Annotated in this window: 17 protein-coding genes and 1 tRNA gene; 10 read left to right on the plus strand and 8 right to left on the minus strand. The window is 72.1% G+C overall.

The features are described from left to right. Positions 1–209 precede the first annotated feature (209 nt). On the minus strand, positions 210–701 hold the full coding sequence (locus GA0070562_RS01225; RefSeq protein WP_091413659.1) for a MarR family winged helix-turn-helix transcriptional regulator: 492 nt from the start codon (positions 699–701) through the stop codon (positions 210–212). Between the two features lie 101 nt (positions 702–802). Between GA0070562_RS01225 and GA0070562_RS01230 the strand changes: the two genes are divergently transcribed. Next, a complete protein-coding gene (locus GA0070562_RS01230; protein ID WP_091413661.1) occupies positions 803–1,384 on the plus strand; it encodes a YceI family protein in 582 nt (193 codons plus the stop codon). A 254-nt stretch (positions 1,385–1,638) separates the two neighbouring features. Then, on the plus strand, positions 1,639–3,117 hold the full coding sequence (locus GA0070562_RS01235) for a glutamate-cysteine ligase family protein (RefSeq protein WP_091413663.1): 1,479 nt from the start codon (positions 1,639–1,641) through the stop codon (positions 3,115–3,117). A 123-nt stretch (positions 3,118–3,240) separates the two neighbouring features. On the opposite strand, the gene GA0070562_RS31020 is transcribed toward GA0070562_RS01235, so the two are convergent. Next, positions 3,241–4,695 (minus strand): hypothetical protein, encoded by a 1,455-nt coding sequence (locus GA0070562_RS31020; RefSeq protein WP_091413665.1) that lies wholly within the window; start codon positions 4,693–4,695, stop codon positions 3,241–3,243. Positions 4,696–4,852: 157 nt separating this feature from the next. Here GA0070562_RS31020 and GA0070562_RS01245 point away from each other — a divergent pair, with 157 nt between their 5' ends. Together GA0070562_RS01245 and GA0070562_RS01250 are read left to right on the plus strand one after the other, a co-directional pair. After that, entirely contained in the window at positions 4,853–5,473 is a 621-nt protein-coding gene (locus GA0070562_RS01245; protein ID WP_225853405.1) for a PASTA domain-containing protein, read from the plus strand. Between the two features lie 97 nt (positions 5,474–5,570). Continuing rightward, positions 5,571–6,434: a PASTA domain-containing protein gene (locus tag GA0070562_RS01250; protein ID WP_091413669.1), complete on the plus strand. Its 864-nt coding sequence runs from the start codon at positions 5,571–5,573 to the stop codon at positions 6,432–6,434. A 20-nt stretch (positions 6,435–6,454) separates the two neighbouring features. Here GA0070562_RS01250 and GA0070562_RS01255 read toward each other — a convergent pair whose 3' ends face one another. Together GA0070562_RS01255 and GA0070562_RS01260 are read right to left on the minus strand one after the other, a co-directional pair. Continuing rightward, positions 6,455–6,922, minus strand: coding sequence for a hypothetical protein (locus tag GA0070562_RS01255; RefSeq protein ID WP_175438583.1), 468 nt, complete (start codon positions 6,920–6,922; stop codon positions 6,455–6,457). A 99-nt stretch (positions 6,923–7,021) separates the two neighbouring features. After that, a complete protein-coding gene (locus tag GA0070562_RS01260; protein ID WP_091413671.1) occupies positions 7,022–7,309 on the minus strand; it encodes a hypothetical protein in 288 nt (95 codons plus the stop codon). A gap of 615 nt (positions 7,310–7,924) precedes the next feature. Here GA0070562_RS01260 and GA0070562_RS01265 point away from each other — a divergent pair. The 3 genes from GA0070562_RS01265 (at position 7,925) to GA0070562_RS01275 (ending at position 9,545) form a co-directional block, all read left to right on the plus strand. After that, a complete protein-coding gene (locus GA0070562_RS01265) occupies positions 7,925–8,806 on the plus strand; it encodes a helix-turn-helix domain-containing protein (RefSeq protein WP_091415989.1) in 882 nt (293 codons plus the stop codon). Beyond that, complete coding sequence (locus GA0070562_RS01270) at positions 8,776–8,997, plus strand: DUF397 domain-containing protein (protein ID WP_013283299.1); 222 nt, start codon at positions 8,776–8,778, stop codon at positions 8,995–8,997. Before GA0070562_RS01265 ends, GA0070562_RS01270 begins: the two co-directional genes overlap by 31 nt. Positions 8,998–9,146: 149 nt before the next feature. Next, positions 9,147–9,545 carry a hypothetical protein gene (locus GA0070562_RS01275; protein WP_091413673.1) on the plus strand — a complete coding sequence of 133 codons (399 nt, stop codon included), beginning with the start codon at positions 9,147–9,149 and terminating at the stop codon, positions 9,543–9,545. On the opposite strand, the gene GA0070562_RS01280 is transcribed toward GA0070562_RS01275, so the two are convergent. From GA0070562_RS01280 to GA0070562_RS01295, 4 genes are all read right to left on the minus strand, one after another. Next, entirely contained in the window at positions 9,513–10,115 is a 603-nt protein-coding gene (locus tag GA0070562_RS01280; protein WP_091413675.1) for a hypothetical protein, read from the minus strand. The genes GA0070562_RS01275 and GA0070562_RS01280 overlap by 33 nt on opposite strands. A gap of 87 nt (positions 10,116–10,202) precedes the next feature. Beyond that, positions 10,203–11,009 carry a WecB/TagA/CpsF family glycosyltransferase gene (locus GA0070562_RS01285; RefSeq protein WP_091413677.1) on the minus strand — a complete coding sequence of 269 codons (807 nt, stop codon included), beginning with the start codon at positions 11,007–11,009 and terminating at the stop codon, positions 10,203–10,205. Then, complete coding sequence (locus GA0070562_RS01290) at positions 11,006–12,115, minus strand: NAD-dependent epimerase/dehydratase family protein (protein ID WP_175438584.1); 1,110 nt, start codon at positions 12,113–12,115, stop codon at positions 11,006–11,008. Before GA0070562_RS01290 ends, GA0070562_RS01285 begins: the two co-directional genes overlap by 4 nt. A gap of 71 nt (positions 12,116–12,186) precedes the next feature. Then, positions 12,187–12,272 (minus strand) — tRNA-Leu (locus GA0070562_RS01295). Positions 12,273–12,481: 209 nt separating this feature from the next. On the opposite strand from GA0070562_RS01295, the gene GA0070562_RS01300 reads away from it, so the two are divergent. Genes GA0070562_RS01300 through GA0070562_RS01310 form a run of 3 tightly spaced genes read left to right on the plus strand, consistent with a single transcriptional unit; the run spans position 12,482 to position 15,201 of the window. Then, positions 12,482–13,270: an FhaA domain-containing protein gene (locus GA0070562_RS01300; RefSeq protein WP_026267912.1), complete on the plus strand. Its 789-nt coding sequence runs from the start codon at positions 12,482–12,484 to the stop codon at positions 13,268–13,270. A gap of 6 nt (positions 13,271–13,276) precedes the next feature. Next, positions 13,277–13,762: an FHA domain-containing protein FhaB/FipA gene (locus GA0070562_RS01305; RefSeq protein WP_091413680.1), complete on the plus strand. Its 486-nt coding sequence runs from the start codon at positions 13,277–13,279 to the stop codon at positions 13,760–13,762. Beyond that, positions 13,759–15,201, plus strand: coding sequence for a PP2C family protein-serine/threonine phosphatase (locus GA0070562_RS01310; RefSeq protein ID WP_091413682.1), 1,443 nt, complete (start codon positions 13,759–13,761; stop codon positions 15,199–15,201). The genes GA0070562_RS01305 and GA0070562_RS01310 overlap by 4 nt, the downstream gene beginning before the upstream one ends. Positions 15,202–15,205: the final 4 nt, after the last annotated feature.

The following is a 15,205-nucleotide window of genomic DNA, read 5'->3' on the forward strand; positions in this document are numbered from 1 at the left end:
GCGGGGGTGGCGCGAGCGAAGTAGCCCCCTGGTGCTGCCCCTCGCTCCACGCTCGCGCCAGCACCCCCCGGTGCCCCCCGCTGCCGGAAGAATACCGAGGTCGGACGACCGATTCGCGAATATACGGACCGGTTTGTCCGTCCGCTCGGACGGTTCTGCCGGTTGTTCTGCCGGTGACCGGCGGGTAGTGCCCGGCAGGTCGCTGACCGTCAGGCGGCGTCCTCGGCCGGCTCGGTGCTGCCGGCGGTGGCACCCGGATGGACCGCGTCGCGTACCCGGCGCAGCCCGTCCAGCAGCCCGTCGAGCTGTGCCGGGTCGAGCTGGCTGGTGAACCACTGCTCGATGATCCGCAGATGGCCGGGAAGGACGTCGTCCAGTCGGCTCAGGCCGGCGGCGGTCACCACCGCGAAGGAACTGCGCCGGTCGGACGGGCAGGCGCGCCGGCAGATCAGCCCGTCCCGCTCCATCCGGTCCACCACGCGCGTCACGCCGCTGGTGGAGAGCGAGGTCTGCGCGGCCAGATCGGTCATCCGCAGCTGGTTGTTGGGTGAGCGGGCGAGCCGAGTCAGCACCTCGAACTCGACCGGGGAGAGGCCGTGCTCCTCGAACTGGGCGGCGAACCGGGCGGCGAGCCCGGCATGCGCCTCGACGAGCAGGCCGACGGCAGTGATCCGGGGGTCGTCGAACACGTTCTGGTCCACGCCACCATCCTAGCAACACTTGACACGGGGAATATTGTCTCAACTATAGTTGCTCAGTCAGTCGTTGGGCTCCTAAACAATCTTCTCCAGAGGAGAGCATCATGACCAGCAGCACCGAGGCGACTACCCGCGACTGGGAGGGTCTCACCATCCCCACCCCCGGCACCTACGTGCTGGACGCCGCGCACAAGCGTGTCGGCTTCGTCGCGCGGCACATGATGGTCAGCAAGGTACGCGGTGAGTTCGCGGACGCCACCGCCACCATCACCGTCACCGACGACCCGATGCAGTCCTCGGTCACCGCCAGCATCCAGGCGGCCAGCATCAACACCGCCCAGGCGGACCGCGACGCGCACCTGCGCAGCCCGGAGTTCCTCGACGCGGAGCAGTTCCCGACGCTGGAGTTCCGCAGCACCGAGGTGAAGTCCCGCGACGGCAACGAGTTCGTGCTCGCCGGTGAGCTGACCATCAAGGGCGTGACCCGTCAGGTCGAGCTCGAGGTGGAGTTCGAGGGCGTCGGCCGCAGCCCGTTCGGGCAGGACATCTTCGGCTTCTCCGCCTCCACCGAGATCGACCGGGAGGACTTCGGCCTGACCTGGAACGTGGCGCTGGAGACCGGCGGCGTCCTGGTCGGCCGCAAGATCAAGATCGAGATCGAGGGTGAGGCCATCCGCCAGGGCTGAGCCCGGCACAGGCCAATGGGGCCCGCACCGTCCGCCGACGGTGCGGGCCCCTCTCGTGTACGCCCCGGCGGTGCGAATCGTCACGTGAAGTTCTCCGCCCGGACGCGCTGGTGACCGCGGCGACGGGGTACAGGTGCAGACCTGCCGCCCGTCCAGCCGGGCGGCGGGGTGGGCGCACTTACGTCCACCACACGAATGGTTCACAATGCGTTGCGGAACGGAACGGTTCCGTCGCACCGGCGCCGGGAGGGCACATGGGCAGAGACGTCGAGCAGGGCGCCTTCTCCCGCGAGGATCGGGTCCGCTACCGGCAGAAGGTCCGGCGATGTCTGGACGTCTTCGCGCTGATGCTCGACGACTTCGGCTTCGACGCCGACCGCCCGATGACCGGGCTGGAGATCGAGCTGAACCTGATCGACGCCGCCGCCGAACCGGCAATGCGCAACGACCAGATCCTGGCCGACATCGCCGACCCGCTGTTCCAGACCGAACTGGGGCAGTTCAACCTCGAACTCAACGCGTCGCCCCGGCTGATCGAGGGCGGCGGCTTCGCCGACTACGAGCAGGATCTGCGCAGCAGCCTCAGCCGCGCCGACGAGCGGGCCGCCAAGTCCGACGCGACGATCATGATGGTCGGCATCCTGCCCACGCTCACCGAGCGCCACCTGGTCGCCGACAACCTCTCCACGAACGAGCGGTACCGCGTCCTCAACGACCAGATCGTCGGCGCCCGGGGCGAGGACATCGAGCTGGACATCAACGGCGTCGAGCGGCTGCGTACGCACACCGACTCGATCGCGCCGGAGGCCGCCTGCACCAGCCTCCAGTTCCACCTCCAGGTCGCGCCGGACAGCTTCGCCGACTACTGGAACGCCTCCCAGGCGATCGCCGGCGTGCAGGTCGCAGTCGGCGCCAACTCGCCGTTCCTCTACGGCCGGCAGCTCTGGGCGGAGACCCGGATCGCGCTGTTCCAGCAGGCCACCGACACCCGTCCGGACGAGCTGAAGGCCCAGGGCGTACGCCCCCGGGTGTGGTTCGGCGAGCGCTGGATCACCTCGATCTTCGACCTGTTCGAGGAGAACGTCCGCTACTTCCCGCCGCTGCTGCCCATCTGCGAGGAGGAGGACCCGGTCGAGGTGCTGCACGCCGGTGGCGTGCCCAAACTCGGTGAGCTGCGGCTGCACAACGGCACCGTCTACCGCTGGAACCGGCCGGTCTACGACATCATGAACGACCGTCCGCACCTGCGGGTGGAGAACCGGGTGCTGCCCGCCGGCCCGACAGTGGTGGACATGCTCGCCAACGCGGCGTTCTACTTCGGGCTGGCCCGCGGCCTCGCCGAGTCGGACCGTCCGATCTGGAGCCAGTTGACGTTCAGCTCGGCGGAGGAGAACTTCCACGCCGCCGCCCGGCGCGGCATCGAAGCGGTCCTGCACTGGCCCCGGCTCGGCGACGTGCCGGTCACCAGGCTCGTGCTCGACACGCTGCTGCCGGTGGCCGCGCAAGGGCTGGACCGGTTCGGTGTCGCCCCGGCCGAGCGGGACCGCCTGCTCGGCGTGATCGAGGGCCGCTGCCGTACCGGCCGCAACGGCGCGGTCTGGCAGACCGAGACGGTGTGGACGGCCGAGCGAAGCCGGGGCCTGGACCGGGAGGCGGCGCTGCACCACATGGTCCAGCGGTACGCCGAGCTGCAACGCGGCAACGAGCCCGTCCACACCTGGCCCGTCGACTGACTTCCCCCCGCCCGCCCTCCGGCTCGTCGATCTTGCACTTGTGGCCCTGACAAACCTCCCATTCGGGAGATTCGAGGGGCCACGACTGCAAGATCGGCGCGGCTGGGTGGGTGTGGGAAGGGCTCAGCGGCCTCGGCGGCGGGTGGTGTCGCTGGTCGGCGGGTCGGTTGGGGAAGGCTTGCCCGGGGACGGGGGGTCGTCATTCGGGTTCGCCTCGTCGGGCGCCTTGTCGCGTGGCCCTGTGGGGGCAGTCTGCTCGGATGCCTCGGGTTGCCGCTGCGGTGGTATGGCCCGGCCTCGTCGGCCGGTGGCGGACCGGGTGGCACGACCCCGCTCGGTCTCCGGCCGGCCGGATGCCGTGCCCGGTCCGTCCTCCACGCCGGTGTTCCGGCTCGGCCCGACCGACGTGTCCGGCGCCTTGACCGGCCCGGTCGCCTGGTCGGCGAGGCCCGATGCCGACCGGCCAGACGTCGACCGGCCCGACGCGGAGCCATCCGACACGGACCGGCCCGACGCCGAGGTGTCTGACAGGCCCGAAGCCGATCCGCTCCCCGTCGACGCGTCCGACCGGCCCGACTTCGACGTGCCCGACGGCGACTGCGGGTCCGCCTCGGTCGGGTCTGCGGGGGCCGGGTCGGCATCCCCGCTGATCTCGTCCGGCTCGCCGGTGCGCTGCCGTGGCAGTGTCACCCGCTCGGCGCTCCGGCGCTCGGCGCGCTGGGCCAGCGCGGCCATCACCACCGAGCCGCCGACGCCGGCGATCACCGCGTACGGGGCGATCAGGTGGGCCGACAACTGTTCCGCGGCGATCCCGGCGAGGCGCGGCACGGCCAGCAGGTACGCCAGCGCGACGAGCAGCGGTCCGGCCGCCCCGGAGGCCGCCACGCCGACCCGGATCTCCGGTGCGCGGGCGGCTCGGCGGGCCGCCACCAAGCCGATCACCAGGGCGGAGAGCACCGACAGCAGCGCACCGGGCCAGTAGAAGTAGTCGCGGATCCAGAACGCGCCACGGTCCGCGCTGATCTGCCAGATGCCGAGCTGGGCGGTGGTCAGGCCACGGCCGGCGACCACCCCGTCGACCACCGACACCACGGCGAGCAGCCAGAGCCAGCCGGTGGTGGCGATCAGGTTCGTGGCGGCGGCCCGGGTGTGCAGCGCCCAGACGGCGAGCAGCACGCCGAGCAGCAGCCCCGCACCCGCGTACGCGGCGGCGACGGCCTGCGGGGCGGAGACGTCGGGCACCCGGGCCGCCCGCGCCGGAACCGCCACCAGCAGAACGGTGACGATCGCGCCGACACCCGCGGCGAGCGCCAGGCCGAGCCGGGGCAGCGTGCCCCGCGGCTCGTCGTCGCTGCCGCGTAGGCGCTGGGCGCAGACCGCACCGACGATGACCGATGTCGCCGCGATCCAGGTCGCCCAAGCGAGGCTCGCCACCCAGGCCGCCTCGGCCCGTACCGCGCCGGCCGGCGCCCAGTTGATGATGCCCAGCCCGTACCCGAAACCGAGCTGCGCGGCGCCTGCGCCGGCGGCGACGCCGAGCGCGGCGGCTGTCGATCCTCCCCAGCCCCGTCTGACCATGCCGGGGAGCGTAACGTCCCGAGGTCGGCGCGGCGAGTCGTGACGACGGGCCGTGACCGTTCCGCAGCAACGGATACGGTCGTCGATGATCGGGGCGGGGAGCATGACGGACGAGCGGGAACCGGTAGGCGACGGCAGTGGACCGAGGCGGGGCAGGATGCTCCTCGGCGGTGGCGTGGCCGTGATCCTGCTGGCGGTGATCGGCGCCAGCGTCGGGTGGATCCTTGCCGGCGAGCCGGAGCGCCCGGCCGAACGCGGCGACACCGCACCGGTCGGTGCCGCGTCCACATCGGCCTCCGCGACCACAGCGCCGCCGACCACCACCACCGCCCGGCCGTCCGGTACGCGCAGCAGCGCCCCGGCCGGGCTCACGGTGCCCGAGGTGGTGGGCGTCGACTTCGAGCAGGCCCGCCGGGATCTGCGCGAGCGCCGGCTCGGCTGGCGACTGGTGTTCGGTACGGGCACCGGACGCACCGTGGAGCGCACCTCACCGGCTCCCGGCACCCCGGTGAAGCGCGGCACCACTGTCACCGTGTGGGTCGCCGGGCCCGCGCCGACCGTGACAGTGCCCGACGTGGGCACGCTGTCCTGCTCCGACGCGGCCGACGATCTGGTGGAGGCGGGGCTCTATCCCCGGTACGCCACCGGACGCCAGGGTCCGGTCACGGCGCAGCAGCCGGTGGCCGGCGGCACCGCCCGGTGGAACGACCAGGTGACGCTCACCTGCGGCGACAAGGCGTCCACGCCGCCGACTGTCTCCCCGTCGCCGACTCCCTGACGGACGCGGCGCGCTGATCCCAGCCGGTGTCGCCGGGGACCGCTACGGTGGACGATCGAGGGCCGTGCGCCCCGTCCCGGTGGGGAAAGGACGTGCCATGAGCGACGACCGTCAGGAACCACCCGCCGGTGACGCGGACGCGACCCGGGCGCTGCCCCCGGATCCGGACGCCGACGCCACCCGTGCCATGCCGCGCGACACGGCCGGGGAAGACGCGGAGGCGACCCGTGCGATGCCGCGGAACGCGGCCGGGGAGGACGTGGAGGCGACCCGCGCCATACCACGGGACGCGGGCGACGCCACCCGCCCGTTGCCCGGCGGACCGGCAGGACAGGGCGGCTCACGCCGTCCGCTCGACGCGACCGCCCCGCAGGAGCCGGTGGGCGCCTGGTCTGGTCGGGCCGGTGTGCCGCCACCACGGCCGGCGGGCTATCCCGAGCCCGGCGGCGAGTGGTACGGCGACGAGCAGGCCGGGCGCCGCTGGTGGATGCCGATCCTGCTCGGCATCCTGGCGCTGCTCCTGCTCGGGTTGATCGGGGCGGGGGTGTGGCTGGCGCTGCGGGCCGCCGACCGGGGCTCCGATCCGGGTCCGCCGGTGCCGAGCATCTCGGCACAGACGAGCGCCGCCCCGACGACCGCCGCGCCGACCAGCGCCGCGCCGAGTAGTTCACCGCCGAGTACGCCGCCGGCCACGACCGCACCGGTCGAGGTGCCGATGCCGCCGCTGGTGGGGCTGCCGGAGGCGGCCGCCCGGGCGGCGCTCGACCGGCTGGACCTGGACTACCGGGTGCAGCGGCGGGCGTCGGACCGCCCGGCCGGCACGGTGATCTCCACCGATCCCGAGGCCGGTTACCCGGTGGGCGAGGACGACCGGGTCACCATCGTGGTGGCCGTGCCCGCGCCGCCGACGAACGGCCCGAGCACCCCCGGATCGGCCCCGGCGACGACCACCACACCCTGACGCTCCCACCACGCACCGACTCACCACTGGCGTCTGCGGGTGCCGACCAGGCCCAGCCCGGCCAGCGAGATGGCGAGCCCGAGCAGCCCGGAGTAGAACAGTGACCGGCTGAGGTCGTCGTTCGTGTCGGTCGGCCGTTCGGCGAGCGCGCCCTCGCCGCCCCCGGCACCTGCAGCCCGGCCGTCCTCGTCCTCCGGCGGATCGGCGCCGGCCCAGCCGTCCTCGTCGTCCGACTCGTCGGAGTCGGCGGCATCGGAGTCGGCCGTGTCGGACCCGGCCGTGTCGGATCCCGTCCGGCCTTCCTCGCCGGCCACGGTGATCTCCGGGGCCGGCACGGGCTCGGCGAGCTGCTGGGTGGCGGAGAAGGCGGGATGACGTACCGCGAGCGCAAGCGCGGTCGCGGTGACGAGGAAGAGGAAGAGCCCGAGGGCATAGCCGATACGGGACCGGTGGTGCCGCCGCGCGGCGGGCAAGTTGACCATGACCATCCCAGGTTCAGGGGTCCATGGCGCGCGGGGTGGAACGTGCCGGGGTGGGCGTACCGATTCTATGGCGACGGCACGCCCTCCCGACCGGAAATCGTGAGGTCAGCCGACCCGGACCGGGGTCCGGACCACCGGGCGGCGGGGCGTCCGCACGGTGTGCTGACGCGGAGCCGGCGCGGCCTGGAGCTGTCGCAACCCCTCCTGGAGTACGAAGATCGACCTCCGGTTGACCGCGTCCCCCGCCGCGTTCAACTCGTAGCCGTCGAGCCAGAGCCAACCGTCGTAGGTCGGCCAGTCGAGCACCCGGATCACCCGGAACATGATCGGTCGGAGGAACTGGACACTCGCCGCGCGAGTCACGTGCAGTACGTCACCGGAGCGGGGAAGCACATGGGCTCCTGGGAAGGTCGGCCGGTGGGACCGGCGAGGCTGAACGGGGGTCGGTGCGGTCCGATGACGGGGGGTCTGCCTCGTGGACCGGCGGTCGGTGGGTCGGTGCTGGTCGGGCCGTACCCACGGTGGCGGACCGCCACCCGACCATCACCCGGCTGCTCCCGGTTACCGCTCCCGCCGCCGCAGCCAAGCCGGCGTGCAGCGACGGGGTCTTCATTCCGGAGCAGGTCGCACGGCGCGGGACGGCTCCCCTCCGGCCGTCCCACGGAGCGTGGTGTCACCACTCCCGGAGATCAAGCGAAGACGGTGAGTAACCCGTGCCATACGGACAGACTGCATCAGGGACGTGCGACATGCAAGTTGCACGTCGACTTTTGCTGATAGGTGAGTCGGACACGCAAACGCCGAAACTTGAAGCGTCAGGTATCGGAGCGGCACACTGGACGCCGGTTTCGCCCGTCGCGGCCGGTCGACGACCGGCACCACCCCTGCCGCGAACGAACACCCGCCGCCCGCCGGTCGCGCCAGCGGTGGGAGCCGAACCGGGGCGCGACCGACCGGAGGTAGCCGGGTGACTGTGAAGCGTGGTCCCGCAAGCCGATGGACGGCACCGTGAGCGAACGGCGCAGCCCCACCATCCGGCGACGCCGGCTGGGGGCGGAACTCCGCCGGCAGCGGGAGGCGGCGGGCATCACCATCGAAGTCGTCGCCGAGCAGCTGGAGTGCTCGGCGTCCAAGATCTCCCGGATCGAGACCGGCCACACCACGGCGACCCCGCGCGACGTACGCGACATGCTCCGTATCTACGGGGTGGTCGGCGCGGAGAGCGACGAGCTGGTGCAGATCGCCCGGGAGGCCCGGCAGAAGGGCTGGTGGCATCCGTACAGCACGGTGCTCGTCGGCGCGTACGTCGGCCTGGAGGCGGCGGCCAGCTCCATCCGCGCGTACGAGCAGCAGGTGGTGCCGGGTCTGCTGGAGACCGAGGAGTACGCCGGTGCGATGATCCGGGCGGCCCGGCCGGACTTCACCGACGAACAGGTCGACACTCGGGTGCGTGTCCGTCTGGGCCGTCAGTCGTTGTTGACGCAGGACGATCCGGTCGATCTGTGGGTGGTGCTCGATGAGGCGGTGCTGAGCCGGCCGGTTGGCGGCGACGTGGTGATGCGTGGCCAGCTCAAGCGGTTGGTGGAGGTGGCCGAACTGCCGAACGTGACAGTGCAGGTCCTGCCCTTCGAGGTGGGAGCGCACGCCGGCATGGACGGGACCTTCACGATTCTCAGCTTCCCGGAGCCGAGTGATCCCGATGTCGTGTACGCGGAGAACGCCACGGGTGGGCTCTTCCTGGAGAAGAGTGACGAACTGCAGAAGTACAGCTTCATCTTCGATCACATTCGAGCAGCGGCCATGCGCCCGGAGGAGTCCATCGCACATATCGCGAAACTGGCAGAGGAGCCACTGTGGAAATGGCGACCAAGGAGTTCCCCGTGGACCTGACGCAGGCGACGTGGTTCAAGAGCTCGAAGAGCGGGCCGAACTGCGACAACTGCGTCGAGGTCGCGTACGTGACCGGGGCGGTCGGAGTGCGGGACTCGAAGGACAAGACCGGCCCGGCTCTGGTCTTCGCTCCGGGCGACTGGCACGCCTTCGTCGCCCGCGCCCGGAACGGCGTGTTCGGCCGGAGCTGACCGGCACCGAGATGTGGTCCCGCCCGGCAGCGCCGCCGGGCGGGACCATTCGCGTCCGCGTGCCCGCGCGGCGCCGGGCACCCGTCGCCAGTTCCGATCCGCCTCGTTGAACCGCACGGATCGGCAACCGAACAAGGCAGGCGAGACGGATGACGACGATCGGTTCAGAGAACCTCACCAGCGGCCCGGGCAAGCCCGAGCGGTTCGGTGGCAAGTACCGGGGTGCCCGCCGGGACACCGTCCTCACCGAGGTGGTCTCCGGTGACGGCGAGGACACCCGCGAGGGTGGCGTCCCCGAGCAGGCCGCGGCGCCGCTGTCGCTGCCGTCGCTGGACCCCAACCCGCTGACCGAGCCGTCCTTCCCGCCGAGCGGCTGGCCGGTCGAGCAGCAGGAGTCCCTGGTGGACCATCCGCTGCTGCGTGGCCTGCTGATGGAGCTGCCCCCGAAGGGCAGCGTGCCTCCGCCCGGCTGGCTGGACCGCTGGTTCGAGGCGACCCGCGCGATCCTGGAGCTGCTATACGTGCAGGGCGCGAGCCGGTCGCGCTGACACCGCCTCGGCGGCCGGCATCGCCCGCTCGGCGAGCCGGTTGTGCCGCAGCGCGTGGCGTACTCCGATCGCGCACACGCCGAGCACCCCGACGGTGATCACCGGTCCGGCGACGCCCGGCGCGGCGAACAGGTCGACGCCGACCGCCGGCAGCACCGCCACCAGCACCGCGATCGCCGTCGCCTGGAGCGGCAGCGCGATCAGCGGGTGCGCCGCCGCCGCGCGCAGCCCGTGCGGGGCGGGCGTTCCCGGCGCCGCCGCGAACGCGCCCGCGCCGGACCGCAGCCGCCGGACCCGCCGTACCGTGCAGACCGCCACCGCGGCGGCCGGCACCGCCGCGACGCCGAGCGCGGCGGCGGCGCGGTCCACTGTGGTGTCGCCGGCGCTCTGCAGGCCCGCGGCGAGGACCGCCGCGGTGAGCGCGAGGCCGGTCAGGACCAGGGCGGACAACCATCCGGTACGCCGGCGCAGCGCCCGGGCGCGGTCGATCCCGGGCAGGGCCTCCGCGACCAGTCCGGCAGCGAGCCAGACGGCGGCGACGGGAAGCAGCAGGGCGAGACGGTCATCCATGCCCCCTAGCCTTGCCCGTTTCGGCGTCCGCCGAATCCGGGACGGCACCCCGGTTCGTCCCGTACCCCTGCCCGTAGGGGGTGGGGGTCAGACGTCGAACGTGGCGGGACGCCCGGTGGCCGGCGCGGGCGGCGTGGCCTTCCACAGGCCGGTCTTCTGGGCCGCGAGCCGGGCCAGGTAGGCCGGGTTGAGGATGACGTACCGGCGCCACAGGCGCTTGGGCTCCAGACCGAGCCGCCAGAACCACTCCAGTCCGGCGCGCTGCATCCACGGTGGCGGGTTGCGCAGCAGGCCGGCGTGGTAGTCGAAGGCCGCGCCGACAGCCATCAGCGGCATGTCCAGCAGCGGGCGCATGGCGTACGCGAAGACCTCCTGGCGCGGGCAGCCCAGCCCGACCAGGACGAGGCGGGCGCCGCTGGCCCGGATCCGGTCGGCGATCTCGGCGTCCTCGCCCGGCGCGACGGCACGGAACTTGGACGGCTCGACTCCGGCGATCTTCAGCGCGGGGAACTTGCGCTCCAGCGCCGGGACGAGCCGGGACAGCGTCTCCTCGGTGGAGCCGTAGAGGTAGACGGGCAGCCCTTCCTCGGCGAACCGGGCGAGTACCCGCAGGGTCAGCTCCGGCCCGTAGACACGGTCGGTGAGCCCGGCGCCGTGCAGCAGGTTGAGCGCCCAGCGCACCGGCTGCCCGTCCGGGGTGACCACGTCGAACGAGTTGAGCCGGGCGTTGTGCGCCGGGTCGAGCACGCCGGTCATCACGCCGTGCACGGCGAGCGCGGTGAGCGCCAGCGGGCGGCGCTCGTGCGCGGCCGCCACCACGGCCTCGGTGGCCCGGGTGTAGTCGGTGGCGTCGACCCCGACGCCGAGCACGTTGCGCTTGGTCCCGGTGGTCATGCCTTCGGCACCCACTTGTCGACGTTGGCCTCGTAGATCTCGCGCAGGATCATCGGCACGTCGTACGTGATCTTCCAGGAGGGGTAGTGCTCCTCGAACCGGGCCATGCTGCTGACGTACCACTGGTGGTCGCCGGTGCGGGCCTGCTCGACGTAGTTGATCCGGGCCTCACGGCCGGTGATCTCCTGGGCGATCCGGAACGCCTCGATGTGCGAGGTGTTCGAGTGCCGGCCGCCGCCGAGGTTGTAGACCTGGGCGGAGCGCGGCTCGCGGAAGAACGCCTCGAACGCGGTCAGCACGTCGTGCGAGTGGATCGCGTCCCGGACCATCTTCCCCTTGTAGCCGAAGAGGTTGTACGTCCGGCCCTCCATCACGCACCGCATCAGGTACGCCAGGAAGCCGTGCAGCTCGGCGGCGGAGTGCGCCGGGCCGGTGAGCGTGCCGCCCCGGAAGCAGGCGGTCCTCATGTCGAAGTAGCGGCCGTACTCCTGGACCATCACGTCGGAGGCGACCTTCGAGGCGCCGAAGATCGAGTGCAGCGACTCGTCGATCGACATGTCCTCGGTGATGCCGTCGTACCAGCGGTGGTCCTCGGGCAGCTCGTAGCGGGTCTCCAGCTCGATCAGCGGGAGCGAGTTCGGCCGGTCGCCGTACACCTTGTTGGTGGAACAGTGGATGAACGGCGCGTCGATCGCGTGCCGACGGGTGTTCTCCAGCACGTTGAGCGTGCCGCCGGCGTTCACGTCGAAGTCGGTGAACGGCTCCTTGGCGGCCCAGTCGTGGCTCGGCTGCGCGGCGCTGTGGATCACCACGGCGATGTCCTTGCCGTACCGCTTGAAGACCTGCTCCAGCCCGTCGCGGTCGCGGATGTCGACGGCGTGGTGGGTGTACGCGGAGCCGAGGTCGGCGGCGAGCCGGTCCAGGCTCCAGGCTGTGGAGCCGTCCTCGCCGAAGAAGTACCGCCGCATGTCGTTGTCGATGCCGACCACGTCGAGACCGAGTCCGGCGAAGTGCCGGGCCGCCTCGGAGCCGATCAGACCGCCGGAACCGGTCACCAACGCGACAGTCACACGCCACTCCTGGTCCGTGGGAGGCAGGGAAACCATCGGAGCATAGCGTGACGTCCGGAACGCCCCGATACGAAGCAAGGGCCCCGCGATGTGCGGAGCCCTTGTTCTGGTGGGGATGGGGGGAGTTGAACCCCCACGTCCTTTCGGACACACGGACCTGAACCGTGCGCGTCTGCCATTCCGCCACATCCCCGTGGCACGACCCGGAACACCATATCGCATCCCGCGCCCGCCATCTGCGGCGGGTGCCGGGACATATTACGCTGTCCACTGGCCACGCCACGAACGATCACCGCTCGTGGCGGGCGAAACTTTAGCACGTCCGCGGGCCTGGTCACGAACGGGCCGACGGCAGCCGGCCGAGCGGCGTGTGAGCTGCGGAGGCGGTGTCCGGATACCATCATTGCCTCGGGACCCGAGGAGGAGCCGGTGAGCGTGCTGCAACGCTTCGAGAAGCGTCTGGAAGGCCTGGTCGAGGGGGCCTTCGCCAAGGTCTTCAAAGGGGTGGTCCACCCCGTGGAGATCCTCAACGCCATGCAGCGGGAGGCCGAGGCGCACAAGGCGATCCTGGCCGGTGGGCGCACCCTTGTGCCCAACCGCTACGTGATCGATCTCTCGCCATACGACCACAGTCGGCTGGCGCCGTACGCTGCGGCGCTGGCCCAGGAGCTGGCCCAGTCGCAGGCCGAGTTCATCGGCGAGCAGGCGTGGACGGTCTACGGCGACGTGATCGTCGAGGTCGAACGCGGTGAGGGCCTGGACACCGGCATGTTCCGGGTCACCGCCGAGGTCTACACCGGTGGGGACGTCGCCCCGGTCTCCGCGCCCGGCGGCTACGACGCCGGCCCGGCGTACCCGGCGTACGACCAGGGTGGCGGCTACGGCCCTCCGCCCGGTCACGGTGGCGGCCGCAACGTCCGCCTGGTCTCCGGCGACGGCCGCACCTACCCGCTCCAGATGGGCTCGACGGTGATCGGCCGCGGCGACCAGGCCAACCTGCGCCTGCCCGACGTCGGCATCTCCCGGCGCCACGCCCGGCTGGACTTCGACGGCGGCCAGGTGGTGCTGACCGACCTGGGCTCCACCAACGGCACGATGGTCAACGGCCAGCGGGTCTCGGCGGTCGCCCTCAACCCCGGCGACATGATCCAGCTCGGCACCACGACGCTGACCTTCCGCGTGGACGGCTGACCCGCGTTGCCGGAACTCGTCATCACCGTCGCCCGGTTCGGGTTCCTGATCCTGCTGTGGATCTTCGTGTTCACGGTGGTCGGCGTGATCCGCCGGGACCTCTTCGCCGGCGCCAGGTCGGGCCGGCTCGTGGCCGCGCCGCGGGGGATCGGCGCGTCGACCGGGCAGCCGGGGAAGCCGGCGAAGGCCAAGCGCGGCCGGGCCGCCCACCAGCTCGTGGTCACCGCCGGTCAGCTCGCCGGTACCCGGATCACGCTCGGGGAGGCCCAGATCACCATCGGCCGCGCCGAGGACTCGACCCTGGTGATCACCGACGACTACGCCTCGGCGCGACACGCCCGGCTGTTGCCCCGCGACGGGCAGTGGTACGTCGAGGACCTCGGATCGACTAACGGCACCTATCTCGATCGCGCTAAGGTCACCGGACCAACCCCCGTCCCCCTCGGCGTGCCGATCCGGATCGGCCGCACTTCCCTCGAATTACGGCCATGACTCTGACCCTGCGCTACGCGGCCCACAGCGACCGCGGTCTGATCCGAGACGGCAATCAAGATTCCGTCTACGCCGGACCGCGGCTGCTCGCCGTGGCCGACGGCATGGGCGGCATGGCCGCCGGTGACGTCGCCAGCAACATCGTCATCGGTGCCATGGCGCCACTCGACGAGGACGTCCCCGGTGACGCCCTGGTCGACGCGCTCCGCTCCGCCGTGGGCACCGCCAACCAGCAGCTCCGCGACACCGTGGACGCCAACCCGCAGCTGGAGGGGATGGGCACGACGCTCACCGCGACCCTCTTCTCCGGCAGCAAGCTCGGCATGGTCCACATCGGTGACTCGCGGGCCTATCTCCTGCGCAACGGCGAGTTCGCGCAGATCACCAAGGACGACACATACGTCCAGATGCTCGTCGACGAGGGCCGGATCAGCGCGGAGGAGGCGAGCAGCCACCCCCAGCGCTCGCTGCTCACCCGGGCGCTCGACGGCCGCGACATCGACCCGGAGTACAGCGTCCGCCAGGTGCTGCCCGGCGACCGCTACCTGATCTGCTCCGACGGGCTCTCCGGCGTGGTCAGCGCGGAGACCATCGCGGACACCATGCGGGAGTACCCCGACCCGCAGCGGTGCGTGGAACGCCTGGTGCAGCTCGCGCTGCGCGGCGGCGGCCCGGACAACATCACCGTGATCATCGCCGACGCCACCGACCAGGACATCGTCGAGGCGTCCCCGATCGTCGGCGGCGCCGCCGCCCGCGACCGGGGCATGGCGACCTCCGCCGACGACTCCACCCCGGCGGCGCGCGCCTCGGCGCTGTCCGCCCCCCGGCCGCCCGCGCCCGAGGAACCGGTGGACAACCGCGACGACGAGCCCGAGCGGCGTCGCCGCCGGCCGCTGCGTACCGCCGCCATGGTGCTGGCGCTCGCGGTGATCGTCGGCGGTGGCGCGTTCGGCGGGTGGACGTACACCCAGCGGCAGTACTACGTCGGTGCCACCGACGACGGCCAGCTCGCGGTCTTCCGCGGGGTGCCCGGCCAGGTCGCCGGGCTGGACCTGTCGAACGTGCACGAGCGCAGTGAGGCCCGGCTCGACGACCTCACACTCGCCGCCCAGGAGCGGGTGAAGCAGGGCATCCAGGCCCGCAACGAGCCGGACGCGGAGCGCCGGCTCGCGGAGCTGACCAGCGAGGACCCGGCGAACCCGAACCTCAAGCCGCTCTGCCCGCCCGACCCGTCGCCCGGTGTGACCAGCCCGACCCCGGTGACGACGACGGGCGCGCTGAACCCGCAGGCCAGCGGCAGCCCCACACCGTCCGCGCCGCCCGCCGGCTCGCCGACCCCCGGCGCGCCGTCGCCGACGTCGACCATCACGCCCGACGCCGTACCCTCCGACACCGTTCCGCCGGCCGACCCGGCGGGTTGCCGGTCGCCGGAGTGAGTGC

Origin of the sequence: Micromonospora tulbaghiae (genome assembly GCF_900091605.1) — a bacterium.
Classification (GTDB): Bacteria; Actinomycetota; Actinomycetes; order Mycobacteriales; family Micromonosporaceae; genus Micromonospora; species Micromonospora tulbaghiae.